Raw genomic sequence first — 17,039 nt, 5'->3', positions numbered from 1 at the left:
AAACGGCCTCACCAGACGGCAAGCCCGTTTGTAGGACCAAGCCGCGATCTCATGCAAGAGTGTCGGACTAAATCACGCGCATCCGACGCCCGCATGGCAATCAAAGATCGGGGATCAAGCGCTTGCCCAAGCTGATCACCTCGTCCTGCGAGAAGCCCAGGCTTTCGTAGAAGCCCTGCACGGCGGCATTGCCCGAGCGGATCAGCAAATTGATCTTCGGGCAGCCCATCTCAAGCAGCTTTCGTTCGACGGCACGCATCAGCACCGTCGCGTAGCCGCGCCGCTGGTGTGCGGGCGACACGGCCAGATAATTGATCCATCCCCGATGACCGTCGTAGCCGCCCATCAGCGTGCCCACGATGACGCCATCCGCCTCGCCCACCAGAAACAGATCGGGCTGCACCGTGAGCTTGCGCGCGACATCCTTCACCGGGTCGTTCCACGGGCGAGTCAGGCCGCAGTCGCGCCACAACTGAATGAGGGCGGCCTCGTCTGAGGGATGGTAGGGCCGGACGGCCAGTGCTTGTTGGGTCATGCTTCGTTCCTTAACGTAGGAAAACGAAGGCCGGAAGATTCCCCTCAATAGCCGCCGAAGGATGAAGCGCCAACGGACGTGAAAACAAAAAGGCCACGAGGGGTATCGTGGCCTTCAAGAGGAAGCGCCGAAGTTTCAGCGCCTGAACGTGACTTGCCACTCAACGTAGACGTCGAGTGACTCGTCGGTTGTCCGCGCGGCATGCCGGCGCGAATTTTGGTGCGGATTGCAGTTCGTTCATGCGGGCAAGCATACACGAGGGCCCGCGCCGCCGGCAAGAATGCGATCAGGTCAAAAACCGTGCCGGCAAGATGGAAATCAGATCAAAGACGGCGCCGGCAAGGTTCCTTCCATGACCACAACGGCTTGCCCCGCCACACCCGCCCACACGCCATCGGCACGCGGTTCGGCGTGCGCCAGCAACAAGCTGGCGCGGCCCATGTCCACGCCCTGGCCCACGCGCAGCCGCAGCATGCCTTCGCCACGCAACGCCGCGCGCAACGCCGTCACCGCCGCGGTTGCGCTGCCCGTTGCCGGGTCTTCCGTCATGCGGCCGGTGAACATGCGCGCCTGAATGTCGGTGGGCGCATCCACCGTATCCGAGGCCGTGTCCGTCGTGTAGACGTAGATGGACTTTGCCCCGTCCAACGGCAGCAACGCCGCATAGCCCTGCGAATCTGGCGACGCGCGGCGCAAGGCATCGCGGCTGGCCAGTTGCGCAACCAGGAATATCAGCCCCACCGACACCACTTGCGGCGCGTGCTCTGACGTATCAATGTCAGACGCCTGCAGCTTCAGCGCCCGCGCCAACGCCGCCGCCGACACCTCGCTTGCGCGCGACAACGGTTGGGGCGCCAGCAGCTCGACGCTGTCGACGCCCTTGGCGCCCGACTTCAGTGCAATCCGCACCAGGCCTGCGGCCTCTTCAAACACAAAGGAGTCCGGGGCCGGATGGCCAGCGGTGATCATTTCGCGCGCCAGCACCACAGCAGTGCCAACGTTGGGATGCCCGGCGAACGGCACTTCGCGATCCGGGGTGAAGATCCGCACCCAGGCCGTGTGCGCCGGGTCTTTCGGCGGCAACACGAAACTGGTTTCCGAGTAATTGAATTCACGGGCAATGCGTTGCATCTGCGCGGTATCCAGACCTTGGGCATCCAGCACAACTGCCAAGGGGTTGCCGCAATAGGTCTGGCTGGTGAACACATCGGCGGTGACGTAACGGTAGCGCATGAGAAGCGTCTCTCTTTCTGGTTGAATGAGACGAGTATGCGGACACCATGGCGCAGCCAACAGACACAGAACGGAAGGACTTTTCCCATAACAGCCCGCCGGGCTGACCCAGCAAGGCGCTTGCGGGCGCCTTGCCGTCACGTCACCCGCATCAAGCCGACAGATGCTCGTACAGGATCGTGGCCCCGATACCGATCAGCGCAATGCCGCCCAATATCTCTGCACGTTTGCCCGCCACGCTGCCAACCAAGCGGCCGACCATCACGCCGATCGTCACCATCAGCATGGTCGCAAGACCAATCGCCGCCGCCGTGATCCAGATGTTGTTTTCGATGAAGGCCAGGCTGACGCCCACCGCCATCGCATCGATGCTGGTGGCAAAGCCTGTGGCCGCCAGCAGCCAGAACGAATGGCGCACAACCGGCGCGGCCTCTTCGGGATCGTCCTTGTAGCCGTTGCGGATCATCATCGCACCGAGCACGCAGAGCATACAGAACGCAATCCAGTGGTCCCAATCGGCAACGAACGTCGCCGCGACGGAACCGAGCGCCCAGCCGATCACCGGTGTAATCGCTTCGATGACGCCAAAGATGACACCGGTGCGCAGGGCTTCAGACAGGCGCGGCTTGTGCAGCGCTGCGCCCTTGCCGACCGCGGCGGCAAACGCGTCGGTCGACATGGCAAAAGCCAGGATAAGGGTGGAAAGGGGGTTCACGGGGGTGGCTCCGTCCGGGCGACACACACAGACTTTCCATATCGCCCGGACAAGGCTATGGAATAGTCCGTGGTCTCGCCAAGCCGAATCGGCCGTTGCGCCATGACCGAAAGGTCAAGAATGTTGACGCAAACCCTGTCAGCGCGGCTGACAGCAGGCTACTCCCCAAAGATGGCCGAAGTGTACCAAAACGCGCTTGCCAGCGCGCGGGTCGAGTACCCTGTACCACGGCGCCGCCCTCGCGGCCCGAAGCAGACTTACCCGGAAGGAATGCACCATGGAAAACCCTTTTGGCGACTCCGACGAACCCGCCATCGACCACCGTCAATATCTGGTCCTGATCGCGGCATCGAAAGACAACGCCTCACTCGCCCAAAAGCTGCTTGAAAACCTGAAGAAGCACGTCGACGAACGTGCCGCGCCCTTGTGGATCGACGCCAAAGGCATCGGCGTGCTGCTCACGACGGATCTGGTTGCCTCAGAGATCTGGAAGGAAATGTTCCAAAAGGAACCCGGCCAGGATTACGGCGACACGCGCAACATGCTGGTGCTGGAACTGGGCAAGGATTGGGCCGCCCGGCGCGACGACAAGATCGAACACTGGCTCGCCACGCATGTGGGCGACCCGCTGACGCCAGCGCCTAAACGACCGAGCCGGAAGCGTTGATCGTCGAGCAGTGAAACGCTGCGTTGATGCGAAGGCTTGATGCGCAGCTCAGATACCCGGCGTTGATGCGATGGCTTGATGCGCACCCCAGATACCCAGCGTTGATAAGAAGGCTTGATGCGCAGCCCAGATACCCAGCGTTGATACGCAGCGCAGCGGCTACGCTGCGCCCGCAACGTTGCCAGCCATACGCCGGATGAACGTGACGAGCAAATCCGTCACTTCGTCCGGCCGGTCCAGACTCGGCAAATGGGCGGTGTCCGTGAGCTCATGTCCACTACCGTTCGCCAGCATCGACGCCACCCGCTGGCTGCGCGCCTGAATGTTGGGAAAGTCACTGCATCCCCACATCACCATGGACGGCGCCCTGATCTCATTCAAACGTTGATACGTCGGCAAGTGGTCGACGCTCGGCCCGGTCGGTGGCGACCGCAGTACGCCCGCGTGCATCTCAAGAAAAAGCTGGCGCGCAGCGCCTTCGACTCGCCCCTCGGGTTCCAGCGGACCATCCAGGAACAGACGCGCCTTCAACGCGTTCACGCGATCCAGATCGCGAGCGGATTCGGCTTGCTTCAACGTAGCCATCGCTTCTTGAATGGCGGCGGGTTGGGCCAAGTCAGGCGCGCCCGGCACCGTCGGCGCAATCAACACCAGCCCGCGCACACGATCCGAGTGCAGCAGCGCGGCGTCGAGCGCCACGCGCCCGCCTTGCGAGCAACCCACCAGAATCACAGGCTTGCCATCCGCCAAGGCATCCATCACCGCCATCAGGTCCGCCACGGCGGAATGATCTTCCGGCGCGCTATGCGTCTGCCCAAAACCGCGCCGATCATAAGCAATCACCTTATTGCTAGAACTGAGCGCGCGCATCTGCGCCTGCCACATGCGCCGATCACAAATGGCGGCATGCAGAAAAACGACGGGGTCTCCGCTACCGGCGGTCTCGGCCGCCAACATCGCACGGCCAGATGGAATCTGATGACGAAGCGTGTTCATGGGGCAAGGTGAAAGGAATGGCGAAGTCGAAAATATACCCTTCGCGCAGACAATCCGGCGCAGCAATCGCACGCGGACGACGACAAACGTGGCGACCGAACAGAGCCGCTACGCCGCCTTCACGCCACGTGTGGATTCCCGATACGCAACGGCGCACATCGCGGTCACGACGAGCGTCATGATGATGGTGAATGCCAGAAACAACACACCATACGCAATGTCCGATACCTTCAAGCGGTTCGCCACATTGAGCATCATGACTTTGGCCAGGCCCGCTGACAGGATCAGCGCGAACAACGCGGCGGCCAGCGGCCAACGCTTGAACGGCATCGCCGCGCGCGCTTCCCGGAAGCCATACTCGCCCGCCACCGCGGCGCGCGGAAGGCTCAGCGCGTATATAGAGCCCGCATACAGCATCGGCACCCACAGCACCGCCAGGATGCCGAACAGCGTGACGAAGAAGCGGGTGTCGCCCACCCCGCCCATCGCAAAATAAATCATGATCGGCATGTCGGCCGTCGCTCGCAGCACTGCCGCCGCCACAATGATGAACAGCATCAGCAACGCCAGATGCTTTGCTTCGGCGTTGCCTCCGCCCCCCGTATCCACGGCATCGCCCAACACAATCACGCGGTGCCAGGCAAAGGTCATGCGCGCCAACGCGATCATGTTGACCAGCGCCAGCACAAGAAACGCGTATTGAATTGACCCGAACGACCGTGACACCAGCAAGGCAAACGGCAAGCTCAACACAAAGAGGCCGAACGACCATGGCGCAGCGGCCACCATGCGTCGGCCTTGCTGCCGGATGACACCGAACGCCTCAGCAAAAAAGCGACCCGCCGCAAGTGGCTTCGACACGGTATTCCTTGGTCTGGTGGATAGGTTCTTGGGCTGACACATCGGGGGCCGACTTGCCTGCTCCCAACATGATCCGCGAAGAATATACCTTACCGGCCCACCAGCGCCGCAATGGGCGAGAAGAAGAGCGGCTGCTAGCGATTGGCGTTGAATCGGACCAGCACTAAGGGCTAAGACCTAAGGCTTAATTGCACCCTCCCCGCCGGCTTTCATCGATGTGCTACGGTTTATCTGCGGATCACCCGCACAACAGGAGGCGAGATGAAAACCCAGATCAGCTTCAAAAAGACCGATGGTTCCGATGGTGTTGCACTGCTTGACGGCGATGCGTCAAGCACGCTTCAGGCCAAGCGGGAACTGGCCAACAAGCTGGATCTTCCTGACATTGCCGCATCGGCGGGTCAAGACGAAGACATCGATGCACGACTCCGCCTGGGTGGCATTGACCCGAACTCCATCAAGGTCAATCACATCAGCGAGTGATCCGCATCGTTGGACACGTCCGGGGCCATCGCCCATGTTGCACGTGCAGGCATACAAAACGCCCCCGAGTTTGAACTGCACCCCAAAAGTTGGACACCCGTCCAACCTTTGGGGTCAGTTCAGTTTTTTTAGCGGGGCGTTTTTTTGATGAGCGGGTTGGCGACATGTCCGGCTTGATACCGACCTTCCAGTCAGCAGCCTTCAGGCAAAGCGTGGCTGGGGACTTGGACATCCGCCTCGATATGCCAATAACGCTCTGGCCTGCGCAGGTCGTCCGGCACTCCGTTGAACGCCTTCAGCTGCGACGCGTAGGCCGCAATGGCCACTTCCTTGCTGCCTAAATCGGCCTGGCCGCACGCAGGCGTCAACACCATGCCCCGGCCATACAGCTGCACCAGACGCGCTTGCACAACGCCGCTATGCGCCCGGTACGGCGCGTCTTCGTAGAAGAACCAGGCAATGTCAGGCAGGAGCTGCCTGACGCGTAGCGCGGCCTCGCTGACCCGAAGATGATCTCCATGGAAGAGCCCAAGCGGAATGCCCACCCTGCCCGGCGCCAAGTCGATCACGGTACTCAGCAGAGACTCCATCAGCGCCGGCATGGCGTGATCGGGATGCTCAAGATACTGGCAGTCAATGAACCCCAACGAACGCCCGCAACAGCGTATGGCCTCCAGCGCGCGGCAGTCTTCGGCTTCACGCGCACGCATGGCTTCTGCCGCACTAAGAAAGCCACATTCTCGATCCCACTCAGTAAGGATTCCCCCTTCGTGCGGCACCCCGGTAAAGACCGTCACAACGGTGCTGCCGGCACTGTGAGAAAGCAAGCTGCCACAGCTGAACACCGCGTCATCGAGGTGAGGCGAAATGATGACGAGCGGCCCATTCGGGACCATGGGGCTAAAGGCCGCGTTGGAGAGATTCAGATCGTAGGGCATTCGATTGTGGGATAGAGGCATCGGTGAGGTGCTGTAGCAAGGCACATTCCCACGTTCGATCCTTCGAGCCATTGCGCCCGTGCAAAAGCACCCACGAAATGGCCTCACAGACCAAAATCTCGGAGCTCTCCACAACCGTATACATGACATTTCCCAGCATCCCCGCTCGTGGCAGACGACTGCTAGAGGTTCGCAATCGTTGATGCGTCATGCCGATTCGAAAAAGCGCAGCAGCAGTGGCTGTAGTGCAAAAGCAGCCTGACGAATAGGAATAGTCAAACTACGCCGGAGCAGACGGCTCTTGTTTTGTCCGTTTGTTACCGTCTATACCTCTTCGACGCTCCGCATAGAGCCGGCATATGAGAAAGCAGAAAAAGCCATCACAAAAGGAGTGGCCACATGAACAGCACATGCAAGATTGCGGCACTACTGTACTGTTGCATCGTGTGGGGGCCAGTATCTGCGGGAGGACTGCTGGGAGATATCATCAACCACGTGGCACCGGGAGCTGGCACCGCATTGGACCAAGTTCACGCCGGGATAAAAGACAATCTTCCTTTGTACAAAGATGTCGAGGAAGGCGGGTCGAAAGTGGTGAACGAAGGCCTGACTCAAGCAACCGCCCCTCTGCTCCAAGAAGCCATTGCAAGATCTCGAGATGACGCCCTGCGCTCAGGCGTCTCTCCGATACCGCCCGCCATTCGGCAGAATCTCAGCGGGTACATCCCGGATCATATCTTGAACATTGCGCGCTTTCGGGTCGGCGGAGGGGGAGACTTATCCATTCAAGTCAACGCGATTCGGTATGGTGACGCAGCAGCAATTACGCTAGATTACGTCATCGTTTTCGCCAACCAAAACGATGCATTTTTTAACCCCGTGCTGTGGGCACACGAGCTTACGCATGTTCAGCAATATCAAGACTGGGGTCTTCGAGACTTTGCCATTCGCTATGTGAGAAATCACAATTCTGTGGAAACAGTTGCGTATGAAGCTGAACAACGCTACATGGCCTGGGTAGCCGCACGTAACACATCGCGCACTTTCATGGCCCCAACAGGTGTTATTCCGGCCCCGCGGATTGATCGACCCGTATACGAGTTTCCCCAAACTCAGCTTTCCTCAATGTGCAGCACTGCGGTCACCGCTTGCGATGTGGATCGCAACGTCCCGGTCGGAACTCCATGCTGGTGCAATACGCCGCGTGGGGCGGCGACGGGGGCTATCATCCCGCCGCAGCAAAGCTCGTCGACCCAGCCAACAAATCAAGCACCGCAGCCAGTCCGCGCAGCGTTATTAGGATCTGGGTTCACCATGCAGATGTGTGGGTGTTGGGGGTCTACTCCGAACTTCACAGCATATGAACCTCAATGCATGAGCCAGCAAGTCATTTTGGTAGCTTGCCCTGGAATGTGTGGGCCAAGTGGGCAACCTTACGGGTACGTCTGCAAATAGAGCTTTAGGGTCAGGAGCGGCTTGTCGTACTGAACGATGTGGATAGGTCCGTCGTCCGCAAGCAGCGAGGCTACGTTCGTCGGCGGCACTGGCCAAGCTGACGGAGTTTGCCAACCGTCTTGCAGCAAGCAGCAGGTGCACTCCTGCGTTGACGACGCGGAGGCGGCGATTCGAGTGAAGAAGACGTCACACAAAAGTCGCGTAAATGAGAAAGGGGGTTAGTGATTTTCATCACTAACCCCCTTAGGGTATTGCTGGTCGGGACGGCGGGATTCGAACTCGCGACCCCTTGCACCCCATGCAAGTGCGCTACCAGGCTGCGCTACGCCCCGAAAGAAAAAGAGTATAGCAGAACAAAAATAAGTTTGCACGCATTGGTGCAAAAAAAGTGCTGAATACTCAAAAAAATTTGCGCCTCGTGTTCGTCGCTTGCACTAACGTCATGCAAAGCGGCGCGCGAGGCGCAACGTACTGCGGTGTGCAATGCGCATGGCTTCAAGAGCAACGCGCGTTGCGGGTACTGCGATCAATCAAACCATCTTGGACGACGAGGAAATCAACGCGCTCAAGCCGTGGTGCTGGCGTTGCTGCTTGCGTTGGCGGACACGTTGGCAGGCAAGCCCAAAGCATCGGCAAGCATCGTCGAAACGTTGCCGAGTTCGTTGCGCAAGGCTTGCATCTCGGCGCCCGACAAACGCACGGCGGCGTCTTGATCGTGCGGCATATCGCGCGCATCGCCCAAGCGATTGCGAGCGCCGCTGATCGTGAAGCCTTGTTCGTACAGCAAGGAACGGATGCGGCGGATCAGCAGCACTTCGTGGTGCTGATAGTAGCGGCGGTTGCCGCGCCGCTTCACCGGCTTGAGCTGCGTGAATTCCTGTTCCCAGTACCGCAAGACGTGAGGCTTGACGCCACACAGCTCGCTGACTTCACCAATGGTGAAGTAACGCTTGGCGGGAATGGGCGGTAGGGTAACGGTGGATTCAGTACGTGTCATAAGCGAATTTTATGCCGCGAAGGCGCCGGGAGCCGATAACAATTACCGACAAAGCGTATCACTCCGCGGCTTCGGGTGCAGCAGGGGTTGCCTGCTCCACCACGCTCTTGAGTTTCTGACTCGCGTGGAACGTAACCACGCGGCGTGCGGCGATGGGAATGGTCTCGCCGGTCTTGGGGTTGCGGCCCGGGCGCGGCGGTTTGTCGCGCACCTGGAAGTTGCCAAAGCCCGAGAGCTTGACGGAGTCTCCGCGCGCCAGGGCGTCGCGGATTTCTTCGAAGAAAGTATCGACGATGTCCTTGGCCTCGCGCTTGTTCAGACCGACCCGCTCAAAGAGCAGTTCGGCCAGCTCAGCCTTGGTCAAGGTGCGTGGCTCGGCAGCAAGCATACTGTTCCCCATGGTTCATGTACGCTGGCGCGCGCCGTGAGCACTGACCAATGCATCCTTGATGCGGGACAGGCATTCCGCCACACGGGCTTCGTCCAGAGTGACTTCAGTGTCCTGTAGCCAGAATCGGAAAGCAAGGCTTTTCTCGGTGACGGGCTCGCTGCCGTGGGCCTTCTCGCGCCACACGTCGAACACGCGCACGTCCTGCACCACAGCCAGTTGCGCATCCGCTTTGACGGCGGCGGCAACGGTGTCGAGCATGGCTTGCGTGGACACGGGAGCATCGACCCACAAGGCCAGATCGCGCACCACCACCGGCTGGCGAGAGAGCTCGCGCACTTGCGGCAACTCACCTTCGGACAAGGCGTCAACATCGAGTTCGAAGACGACGGGCGCATGCGCCAGGTCTGCTTGCTGCGCCCAACGCGGATGCAGTTCACCGACCCAACCCACTTGCTTGCCGTCCAACTCGATGCGAGCGCTGCGGCCCGGATGCAGCGCCGGATGCGCAGCGGCTTCAAAACGCAGACGGCGGCCGCGTGCGCCGAACAGCGCTTCGACATCCATCTTCACATCAAAGAAGTCCACTTGACGCGTGGCCACGCCCCACTGCTCTTCAACCGCCGGGCCCCACGCAGCACCCGACAAACGCATCGGTTGACGCACGCCGGCCACTTCCAGCGGACCATCCTGTGCGGATGCATCACGCATGAACACGCGGCCCAATTCAAACACACGCACGCGCGACTGCTTGCGGTTGGCGTTGTGGCGAATGTTGGCGATCAGGCCGCCGATCAGGCTCGAACGCATGACCGACAGATGGCTTGCAATCGGGTTCACCAGACGCACGGGCGTGTCGTTACCAGCGTAGTCGCGCTCCCAATCTGCTTCGACGAAGCTGTAGTTGACGACTTCCTGGTAGTCCTGCGCAGCGGTCAGGCGGCGCAGCGCGTGCGCACCGCGATGCACTTCGGGCTGCGAGAACATCTTCGCGCGCGCCATCGGCGGCACGTCAGGAATGCTTTCGAAACCGTAGATGCGGGCCACTTCTTCGATCAGGTCTTCTTCGATTTCCAGATCGAAACGGTACGACGGCGGGCTGACAATGAAGTCGTCGCCTTCGACCGTGAATTCCAGACCCAGGCTGGCGAAAATCTTCGCGACCTGCTCTTGCGTGACGGGCACACCCAGCACGCGATGGCAACGCGCCAGGCGCATGCGCACAGGCGGACGCGCCGGCAGGTTGACGATCTGGTCGTCGATGGGGCCGACCTGGCCGCCGCAGATGTCAACGATCAGGCGGGTGATGAATTCAAGGTGTTCAGGAATGCTGGCGTAGTCCACGCCACGCTCGAAGCGATGGCTGGCTTCGGAGCTGAACTTGTAGCGGCGCGCGCGGCCGGCGATGGCTTGCGGCCACCAGAACGCGGCTTCCAGATAGATGTTTTGCGTGTCCAGCGTGACCGAGGTTGCTTCGCCACCCATGATGCCGGCCAGGCTCTCCACCTGATCGCCGGCCACGACCACGCCGACCTTCGGGTCGAGCGTGATGGTCTGGCCGTTCAGCAGTTCAAGGGTCTCGCCTTCGCGCGCCCAGCGCACGGAGATGTCGCCGCCGATCTTGTCCAGATCGAACACATGCGACGGACGGCCCAGCTCAAGCATGGCGTAGTTGGAGATATCCACCAGCGCCGACAGCGAGCGTTGGCCCGCGCGCTCCAGGCGCGTCTTCATCCAGTCGGGCGTTGCCGCGCGGGCGTTCACGCCGCGGATCACACGGCCACCGAAACGGCCGCACAAGTCAGGCGCTTCAATCTTGACGGGCAGGCGCTCATCCAGCGTGACCGGCACGGCGACGGCCGTCGGCACGGACAACGGCGCACCCGTCAGGGCAGCGACTTCGCGCGCCACGCCAAGGATCGACAGGCAGTCGGCGCGATTGGGCGTGAGCTTGAGCGTGAAAAGCGTGTCGTCCAAGTCCAGCGCTTCGCGGATGGACTGGCCGGGCACCATGTCGGCGGGCAGTTCCAGCAGCCCAGCGTGGTCTTGCGACAAGCCCAGTTCGCGGGCCGAGCACAACATGCCCGACGATTGCACGCCGCGCATTTTCGCCACGCCAATCTTCATGCCGCCAGGCAGTTCTGCGCCCACGCGAGCCAGCGGCACTTTCAGGCCAGCGGCAGCGTTCGGCGCGCCGCACACGATTTGCAGGCGCTCGCCGGAACCATCGTCCACTTGGCAAACGCGCAGCTTATCGGCGTCGGGATGCGGAGCGATCTCGACGATGTGGCCCACAACCACGCCAGTGAAGGCGGGTGCGGCGGGCGCGGTGTCTTCGACTTCCAGGCCAGCCATGGTGAGCCGGTGCGCGAGTTCGTCGGTTGCGATCGGAGGGTTGACCAGCGTACGCAGCCAGGATTCGGGAAATTGCATGATCAGCCGTCTGTTATTCGTTGAACTGGCGCAAGAAGCGCAAATCGCCTTCGTAGAACTGGCGCAGATCGTTGACGCCGTAGCGCAACATCGTCAGGCGCTCAAGTCCGGAGCCGAAGGCAAAGCCGATGTAGCGCTCGGGATCAAGGCCGAAGTTGCGCACCACTTCGGGGTGCACCTGACCCGAGCCGGAGATTTCCAGCCAGCGGCCACGGTTGGGACCCGAGGTGAACATCATGTCGATTTCGGCGGACGGTTCCGTGAACGGGAAGAACGACGGACGGAAGCGCACGACGAGATCGTCGCTTTCAAAGAAGCAACGCAGGAAATCGGTGTACACGCCTTTCAGATCGGCAAACGAGATGTCCTCGGCGATCCAGAGCCCTTCCACCTGATGGAACATGGGCGAGTGCGTGGCGTCGCTGTCGACGCGATAAGTGCGCCCCGGCGCAATGACCTTGATGGGCGGCTTGTGCATGCGGGCGTAACGCACCTGCATGGGGCTGGTGTGCGTGCGCAGCAGCAGCGGCAGGCCGTCGGCGTCGTTCATGTCGACGTAGAACGTGTCCTGCATGGAACGCGCCGGGTGGTCCAGCGGGTTGTTCAATGCGGTGAAATTGGTCCAGTCATTTTCCACTTCGGGGCCGTCGGCCACATCGAAGCCAATGGAACGGAAGATGGCTTCCACGCGTTCCCAGGTCCGGATCACCGGATGGATGCCTCCCGGCGCGCGACCGCGGCCAGGCAGGGTGACGTCAATGGTTTCGGAGGCCAGCCGGGCGTCCAGTTCCGCCTGCGCCAATGCGGCGCGGCGCGAAGTCAGGAGCTCTTCGACTTGTTGTTTGGCCTGATTGATCCGGGCGCCCATCTCGCGCTTCTGCTCGGGATCGAGCTTGCCCAGGCCTTTCAGCAGCACCGTCAGTGCGCCTTCCTTACCCAGGAATCGAGCCTTTGCGTTCTCAAGCGCGGCGGCATCCGTAGCCGCGGCGAACCGTTCTTGCGCCTGGGAGACCAGGTCGTCAACCAATAGAGTCATGAAATCCAGCCTTCAAAACGCAAACGGGGCTATTACAGCCCCGTTTGCAGCGATGCGCGATGAGTTAAAGCGCGCGATCAGGCAGCCAAGGCAGCCTTGGCTTGCTGCACGATGGCGGCAAAGCCGGCCTTATCGCGCACGGCCAGATCGGCCAGAACCTTACGGTCCAGTTCGATCGAAGCCTTCTTCAGACCAGCGATGAACACGCTGTAGCTAACGCCATGTTCGCGGACGGCGGCGTTGATACGCGTGATCCACAGAGCGCGGAAGGTGCGCTTCTTGTTACGACGGTCGCGGTAGGCGTATTGGCCAGCGCGCATGACTGCTTGCTTGGCAATACGGAACACATTACCGCGGCGGCCACGGTAACCCTTGGCGGCGGCAATGACTTTTTTGTGACGTGCGCGGGCAGTTACGCCGCGTTTGACGCGAGGCATATTAGATCTCCCTTATCAAGCGAAAGGCATCATGGCCTTGACGGAGGCCACGTTGGATTCATGAACGGCCGTCGAGCCGCGCAATTGACGCTTGGCCTTCGTGGTCTTCTTGGTCAGAATGTGGCGCTTGAACGCCTGACCGCGCTTGATGGAGCCGCTGCCGCGAACCTTAAAGCGCTTGGAGGCGCTTTTCTTGGTTTTCATCTTGGGCATGATGATTCCCTAAACTTAAACTCGTAGTTGATTTGACATGACGCGAGGTGTTTGGCGTTGCTGGCAAAAAGCCCTAGGGCTAGCACCGATGCGACGGCAAAACTTGTAAACCTGTTGCCACTTCTGAGGTACTTCTTGGCGTAGTGCCAACTTGCTGCGAACCGCGAAATGGCATTGCTGCCAGACACGGCTTCCTCCCAGGTCTTGGCAAAAAGGTAGCCGAGATCCGGGAAAGCCTTTGATTATATGGTGATTTCCGGCCTGTTGTCGAGTCAGCCGGCGCAAAAAGCTCAACAGCGCGCACGGGACGTTTCCAGAGACGCATCATACGCCCGGACGCCGGTACTGCACCGCTTGCGCCACATGCCGGGCGGCTAGCGTTGCCTCTCCGTCCAGATCGGCGATTGTGCGGGCAACACGCAACGCCCGGTGCAGGGCGCGTCCAGACCCCGCCAGACGTCGCATCGCCTGGAACAGCAGTGTTTGCGCGTCCTTTTCCATCACACAGTGCTGATCAAGCTCCGGCCCCGCCAGCGCCGCATTCAGCTTGCCCTGCCGGGCCATTTGGCGAGCCCGGCAGCGCATGACGCGCTCCTGGACGGGCGCGGAAGCTTCGCCGGGCGGCCCTCCCATGGATTCGGGGTCGGATGGCGGCAACGCCATATGCAGGTCGATGCGGTCCAGTAAAGGGCCCGATATCTTGCCCACATAGCGCGCCACCTGATCCGGCGTGCAGACACAGGGCCGGCCGGGATGGCCGCGCCAGCCGCATGGGCAAGGGTTCATGGCGGCGATCAGCTGGAAGCGTGCGGGAAATTGCGCCGCACGCAACGCCCGTGCAATGACCACCCTGCCCGCCTCTAACGGTTCGCGCAGGGCTTCAAGCGTACGGCGACTGAACTCAGGTAATTCATCCAAAAACAAGACGCCATGGTGGGCAAGGCTGATCTCACCCGGACGGGGCCGGCTGCCGCCGCCCACCAGCGCGGCCACGGTAGCGGAATGGTGTGGAGACCGAAACGGGGGCTGCCCCATCAAGACGTCGGGCAAGCCCGCTAGCGCAGCTACGGCCGCCGCCTCCAAGGCCTCGGCGCGGCCCAGGGGCGGCAACAGGCCGGGCATGCGCGCGGCCAACATGCTTTTGCCCGCCCCGGGCGGCCCGATCATCAACAAGCTATGGCCGCCTGCCGCCGCCACTTCCAGCGCTCGCCGGGCCGCCGGCTGACCGCGGACATCCGACAGGCATGGCGCGGGGGCCGCTTGCGGCCATGGCTTGGGCACGGCGTCCGGCAACAAACAAACCCCTGCGGCATGCGCGGCCACATCGGCCAGGCTACGCGCCGACAGGACACGCAAGCCCGGCACCCACGCCGCCTGTTCCGCGCTGCCCGCCGGCAGGATCAGCGTGGTGTGGGAGGCATCCCGCGCCACGCTTAGCGCGATGATCAGTGGCGACGCAACCGGCACCAACGCCCCCGTCAGCGAAAGCTCACCCGCCAACACCAGATTCGCCAGGGAGGGGTCTGGCGCCGGCAACACGGGATCACCACCATCGGTCGGAGCGGCCAGTTGGCCGGAAGCCAGCAACAGCCCCAGCGCAATAGGCAGGTCGAATCGGCCCGACTCTTTCGGCAAATCGGCCGGCGACAAGTTAACGGTGATTCTGCCTGGCGGAAATGTGAAACCACTATTCAATATGGCGGCGCGCACGCGTTCGCGGCTTTCGCGCACCTCGGTGTCAGCCAAGCCGACCACATTGAAACTCGGCAACCCTGGGCCAAGATGCGTTTCCACGCGCACGGCATGCGCATGCAGGCCGCTAAGCGCCCGGCTGGCTAGAACGGCAAGCGTCAAGACGGTCTCCCGTGCGGAACAAGACCGTCAGTATCGGCAATCGGCAAGCGCTCGTGGACTGGGCTGGGACATAAACATCCCTTACCTAGCCACGATCAACCGCCCTTTTCGAACCACTACACCCAATGAAAAACGACCGCGATTAGCGGTCGTTTTGATATTCCTACGACAGGCGCCAGCTTACTTGTCCAGGGCCGACAAACGCGACTCCAGCTGCTGCACTTGCGCCGCCAATTGATCAACCTTGGCGCGTGTACGGGCAAGCAAATCCGCCTGCACGTCGAATTCTTCGCGGGTGACCAGATCCATCTTGGTGAAGGCTTGAGCCATCATCGCGCGCACGTTCTTTTCAACGTCGGCGGCCGGGCTGCGGGCGATCAGGTCGGAAATATTCTTCTGGATGTCTTCCATCCATTGGGTGCGATTGTTCATAGCGGCCTCTCTGTGTTCTTGATGCCTCAAGTGTAGTGCTTTGCCGATCCGGCGCAGAAGTCCGAAAAGGATTATGCAAAAAAAGAGGGCGGGCCGCATGCGGTGACCGCCCATCAAAGCACAGGAGAAAACCGGGCTGCCATGGCGGCAACCCCCTACCAACATCGTTACGGGCAGCCCATCTGGCTTGCCGATTGCGCGAACATATCTGACGACTGCTTGCATTGCGCCGCCAACTGCGTCTTGTCGGGAATGGACGCCCACTGCGTTTTGGCCGCATCAAGCTGCTGCTTGATGCTGGCTGCGGCCGGGTTGCTGCTGCCTAATTTATCCATGCATGCGTTGACCTTGGCCAGATACGCTTCGCACTCCGCCGGCACCGCTGCCGCACTTGCCACGGGAGGCGACGCAGCCGGCCAGTACCCCTATTGACGCGGCCAGCGCCAACACGCCGATTAACTTGCGTTGACTCTTCATTGTGTCCTCTTTCCGTTCTTGCTTTTTATTAAGAGCCACATCACCGGAACCCCTTATGCGGCCCGATCCGCTCACCAGAAAACAGGAGCTGGTCTTGATTCTTCTTCAGCCAGCTGCCGTCAACAAGCTGATGGGTGTAAACCCCCGTATCAAGCCCTCCCCCATTTTGGGCACCTTGCAACATCGCTGGCTGGCAACTGAATGCCTCGCCACTTTGGGCTGCACGCCCGGCCCGTAAGGCTGTGCGGCCTGCGGAACAGGCGCCGAGGGTGCTGTTCATCGATGCAAAATCCAATACAAACCGCAACCGCCACAGCATCAACTGGCTACAAATGCCAGCGGCGAAACATATTTCGTTGCATCACCGGCATTCACCACGTTACGCACCACATTGAGGCTGACGCGTGGTGCATGGCGCACTATATTGGTGCAAACAGGCACAACTCATGCGCCTGCACCTCCCCTTTCCGGGTACGCACCAACATGGCATGGATCTTGCTTGATAGTCGAGGCCAACGTGCAACCATGAGAGGAAATGCCATGAAACTCATCATCGCCATCATCAAGCCCTTCAAGCTCGACGAAGTGCGGGTGGCTCTATCCGGGATCGGCGTCCAGGGCCTGACTGTTACCGAAGTAAAGGGTTTTGGCCGCCAAAAGGGCCATACCGAGCTGTATCGCGGCGCTGAATACGCCGTCGACTTTCTGCCCAAGCTGCGAGTTGAAGCGGCCGTGCCCGACCACCTTGTCGATCAGGTCATCGAAGCGATTGAACAAGCCGCCCGTACCGGAAAGATCGGCGACGGCAAGATCTTCGCCGCGCCCCTGGAACAAGTGATCCGTATCCGCACGGGTGAAGCTGGCGAAGCTGCGCTGTAAATAAATAAAG

20 protein-coding genes, 1 tRNA gene and 1 riboswitch are annotated in these 17,039 nt (G+C 61.0%); of the genes, 5 read left to right on the top strand and 16 right to left on the bottom strand.

What is annotated here, in order from left to right; translation table 11 throughout:
- Positions 1-100: 100 nt before the first annotated feature.
- The 3 genes from HV765_RS12390 to mntP all read right to left on the bottom strand — a co-directional run bounded on the left by HV765_RS12390 (position 101) and on the right by mntP (position 2,483).
- Entirely contained in the window at positions 101-535 is a 435-nt protein-coding gene (locus HV765_RS12390; protein ID WP_175169851.1) for a GNAT family acetyltransferase, read from the bottom strand.
- A gap of 318 nt (positions 536-853) precedes the next feature.
- Positions 854-1,768: a PhzF family phenazine biosynthesis protein gene (locus HV765_RS12385; protein WP_175169850.1), complete on the bottom strand. Its 915-nt coding sequence runs from the start codon at positions 1,766-1,768 to the stop codon at positions 854-856.
- Positions 1,769-1,919: 151 nt separating this feature from the next.
- The gene (mntP, locus tag HV765_RS12380) at positions 1,920-2,483 is read right to left on the bottom strand and encodes a manganese efflux pump MntP (RefSeq protein WP_054422313.1); all 564 of its coding nucleotides are present in this window, start codon (positions 2,481-2,483) and stop codon (positions 1,920-1,922) included.
- Between the two features lie 2 nt (positions 2,484-2,485).
- Positions 2,486-2,662, bottom strand: a riboswitch (yybP-ykoY riboswitch).
- Between the two features lie 98 nt (positions 2,663-2,760).
- Between mntP and HV765_RS12375 the strand changes: the two genes are divergently transcribed.
- Positions 2,761-3,150, top strand: coding sequence for a hypothetical protein (locus HV765_RS12375; protein ID WP_175169849.1), 390 nt, complete (start codon positions 2,761-2,763; stop codon positions 3,148-3,150).
- A 159-nt stretch (positions 3,151-3,309) separates the two neighbouring features.
- Here the strand turns inward: HV765_RS12375 and HV765_RS12370 are convergent, their stop codons facing one another.
- Complete coding sequence (locus HV765_RS12370) at positions 3,310-4,146, bottom strand: alpha/beta fold hydrolase (protein WP_175169848.1); 837 nt, start codon at positions 4,144-4,146, stop codon at positions 3,310-3,312.
- Positions 4,147-4,254: 108 nt separating this feature from the next.
- On the bottom strand, positions 4,255-5,007 hold the full coding sequence (locus HV765_RS12365) for a hypothetical protein (RefSeq protein ID WP_175169847.1): 753 nt from the start codon (positions 5,005-5,007) through the stop codon (positions 4,255-4,257).
- Positions 5,008-5,268: 261 nt separating this feature from the next.
- On the opposite strand from HV765_RS12365, the gene HV765_RS12360 reads away from it, so the two are divergent.
- A complete protein-coding gene (locus HV765_RS12360) occupies positions 5,269-5,490 on the top strand; it encodes a hypothetical protein (protein ID WP_054422317.1) in 222 nt (73 codons plus the stop codon).
- A 191-nt stretch (positions 5,491-5,681) separates the two neighbouring features.
- Here the strand turns inward: HV765_RS12360 and HV765_RS12355 are convergent, their stop codons facing one another.
- Positions 5,682-6,428: a PIG-L deacetylase family protein gene (locus HV765_RS12355; RefSeq protein WP_175169846.1), complete on the bottom strand. Its 747-nt coding sequence runs from the start codon at positions 6,426-6,428 to the stop codon at positions 5,682-5,684.
- A 399-nt stretch (positions 6,429-6,827) separates the two neighbouring features.
- Here HV765_RS12355 and HV765_RS12350 point away from each other — a divergent pair, with 399 nt between their 5' ends.
- Positions 6,828-7,883: an eCIS core domain-containing protein gene (locus tag HV765_RS12350; protein WP_175169845.1), complete on the top strand. Its 1,056-nt coding sequence runs from the start codon at positions 6,828-6,830 to the stop codon at positions 7,881-7,883.
- Positions 7,884-8,138: 255 nt separating this feature from the next.
- On the opposite strand, the gene HV765_RS12345 is transcribed toward HV765_RS12350, so the two are convergent.
- The 10 genes from HV765_RS12345 to HV765_RS31860 form a co-directional block, all read right to left on the bottom strand.
- Positions 8,139-8,215 (bottom strand) — tRNA-Pro (locus tag HV765_RS12345).
- Between the two features lie 233 nt (positions 8,216-8,448).
- Positions 8,449-8,880, bottom strand: a complete 432-nt coding sequence (locus tag HV765_RS12340) for a MerR family transcriptional regulator (RefSeq protein WP_054422320.1) — start codon at positions 8,878-8,880, stop codon at positions 8,449-8,451.
- A gap of 58 nt (positions 8,881-8,938) precedes the next feature.
- On the bottom strand, positions 8,939-9,280 hold the full coding sequence (locus HV765_RS12335; protein ID WP_175169844.1) for an integration host factor subunit alpha: 342 nt from the start codon (positions 9,278-9,280) through the stop codon (positions 8,939-8,941).
- Positions 9,281-9,283: 3 nt separating this feature from the next.
- A complete protein-coding gene (gene pheT, locus HV765_RS12330) occupies positions 9,284-11,701 on the bottom strand; it encodes a phenylalanine--tRNA ligase subunit beta (RefSeq protein WP_175169843.1) in 2,418 nt (805 codons plus the stop codon).
- A 13-nt stretch (positions 11,702-11,714) separates the two neighbouring features.
- Complete coding sequence (gene pheS / locus HV765_RS12325; protein WP_054422322.1) at positions 11,715-12,737, bottom strand: phenylalanine--tRNA ligase subunit alpha; 1,023 nt, start codon at positions 12,735-12,737, stop codon at positions 11,715-11,717.
- A gap of 77 nt (positions 12,738-12,814) precedes the next feature.
- Positions 12,815-13,174, bottom strand: coding sequence for a 50S ribosomal protein L20 (gene rplT, locus HV765_RS12320; protein WP_006218741.1), 360 nt, complete (start codon positions 13,172-13,174; stop codon positions 12,815-12,817).
- 15 nt (positions 13,175-13,189) lie between these two features.
- A complete protein-coding gene (gene rpmI / locus HV765_RS12315) occupies positions 13,190-13,387 on the bottom strand; it encodes a 50S ribosomal protein L35 (RefSeq protein ID WP_006218740.1) in 198 nt (65 codons plus the stop codon).
- A gap of 324 nt (positions 13,388-13,711) precedes the next feature.
- Positions 13,712-15,241, bottom strand: a complete 1,530-nt coding sequence (locus tag HV765_RS12310; protein WP_175169842.1) for a YifB family Mg chelatase-like AAA ATPase — start codon at positions 15,239-15,241, stop codon at positions 13,712-13,714.
- A 180-nt stretch (positions 15,242-15,421) separates the two neighbouring features.
- Entirely contained in the window at positions 15,422-15,673 is a 252-nt protein-coding gene (locus HV765_RS12305) for an accessory factor UbiK family protein (protein ID WP_054422324.1), read from the bottom strand.
- A 167-nt stretch (positions 15,674-15,840) separates the two neighbouring features.
- Positions 15,841-16,008, bottom strand: a complete 168-nt coding sequence (locus tag HV765_RS31860; RefSeq protein ID WP_245636292.1) for a DUF5339 family protein — start codon at positions 16,006-16,008, stop codon at positions 15,841-15,843.
- A gap of 197 nt (positions 16,009-16,205) precedes the next feature.
- Between HV765_RS31860 and HV765_RS12295 the strand changes: the two genes are divergently transcribed.
- Both HV765_RS12295 and HV765_RS12290 read left to right on the top strand, forming a co-directional pair.
- On the top strand, positions 16,206-16,388 hold the full coding sequence (locus tag HV765_RS12295) for a hypothetical protein (protein WP_175169841.1): 183 nt from the start codon (positions 16,206-16,208) through the stop codon (positions 16,386-16,388).
- 302 nt (positions 16,389-16,690) lie between these two features.
- Entirely contained in the window at positions 16,691-17,029 is a 339-nt protein-coding gene (locus tag HV765_RS12290; RefSeq protein WP_006218735.1) for a P-II family nitrogen regulator, read from the top strand.
- The last annotated feature ends 10 nt before the right edge of the window (positions 17,030-17,039 follow it).

It is taken from the genome of Achromobacter kerstersii (genome assembly GCF_902859595.1).
Classification (GTDB): Bacteria; Pseudomonadota; Gammaproteobacteria; order Burkholderiales; family Burkholderiaceae_B; genus Achromobacter; species Achromobacter kerstersii.
This window is presented reverse-complemented; position numbering and strand designations above follow the sequence as displayed.

Bases quoted from the DNA above. Each gene is read 5' to 3' on its own strand.
- HV765_RS12295 (WP_175169841.1), top strand. From the start codon at position 16,206: ATGCGGCCCGATCCGCTCACCAGAAAACAGGAGCTGGTCTTGATTCTT.
- HV765_RS12375 (WP_175169849.1), top strand. From the start codon at position 2,761: ATGGAAAACCCTTTTGGCGACTCCGACGAACCCGCCATCGACCACCGT.
- HV765_RS12335 (WP_175169844.1), bottom strand. From the start codon at position 9,280: ATGGGGAACAGTATGCTTGCTGCCGAGCCACGCACCTTGACCAAGGCT.
- HV765_RS12350 (WP_175169845.1), top strand. From the start codon at position 6,828: ATGAACAGCACATGCAAGATTGCGGCACTACTGTACTGTTGCATCGTG.
- HV765_RS12390 (WP_175169851.1), bottom strand. From the start codon at position 535: ATGACCCAACAAGCACTGGCCGTCCGGCCCTACCATCCCTCAGACGAG.
- HV765_RS12360 (WP_054422317.1), top strand. From the start codon at position 5,269: ATGAAAACCCAGATCAGCTTCAAAAAGACCGATGGTTCCGATGGTGTT.
- HV765_RS12305 (WP_054422324.1), bottom strand. From the start codon at position 15,673: ATGAACAATCGCACCCAATGGATGGAAGACATCCAGAAGAATATTTCC.
- HV765_RS12355 (WP_175169846.1), bottom strand. From the start codon at position 6,428: ATGCCCTACGATCTGAATCTCTCCAACGCGGCCTTTAGCCCCATGGTC.
- HV765_RS12370 (WP_175169848.1), bottom strand. From the start codon at position 4,146: ATGAACACGCTTCGTCATCAGATTCCATCTGGCCGTGCGATGTTGGCG.
- HV765_RS12385 (WP_175169850.1), bottom strand. From the start codon at position 1,768: ATGCGCTACCGTTACGTCACCGCCGATGTGTTCACCAGCCAGACCTAT.
- HV765_RS31860 (WP_245636292.1), bottom strand. From the start codon at position 16,008: ATGGATAAATTAGGCAGCAGCAACCCGGCCGCAGCCAGCATCAAGCAG.
- HV765_RS12340 (WP_054422320.1), bottom strand. From the start codon at position 8,880: ATGACACGTACTGAATCCACCGTTACCCTACCGCCCATTCCCGCCAAG.
- HV765_RS12290 (WP_006218735.1), top strand. From the start codon at position 16,691: ATGAAACTCATCATCGCCATCATCAAGCCCTTCAAGCTCGACGAAGTG.
- rplT (WP_006218741.1), bottom strand. From the start codon at position 13,174: ATGCCTCGCGTCAAACGCGGCGTAACTGCCCGCGCACGTCACAAAAAA.
- rpmI (WP_006218740.1), bottom strand. From the start codon at position 13,387: ATGCCCAAGATGAAAACCAAGAAAAGCGCCTCCAAGCGCTTTAAGGTT.
- pheS (WP_054422322.1), bottom strand. From the start codon at position 12,737: ATGACTCTATTGGTTGACGACCTGGTCTCCCAGGCGCAAGAACGGTTC.
- pheT (WP_175169843.1), bottom strand. From the start codon at position 11,701: ATGCAATTTCCCGAATCCTGGCTGCGTACGCTGGTCAACCCTCCGATC.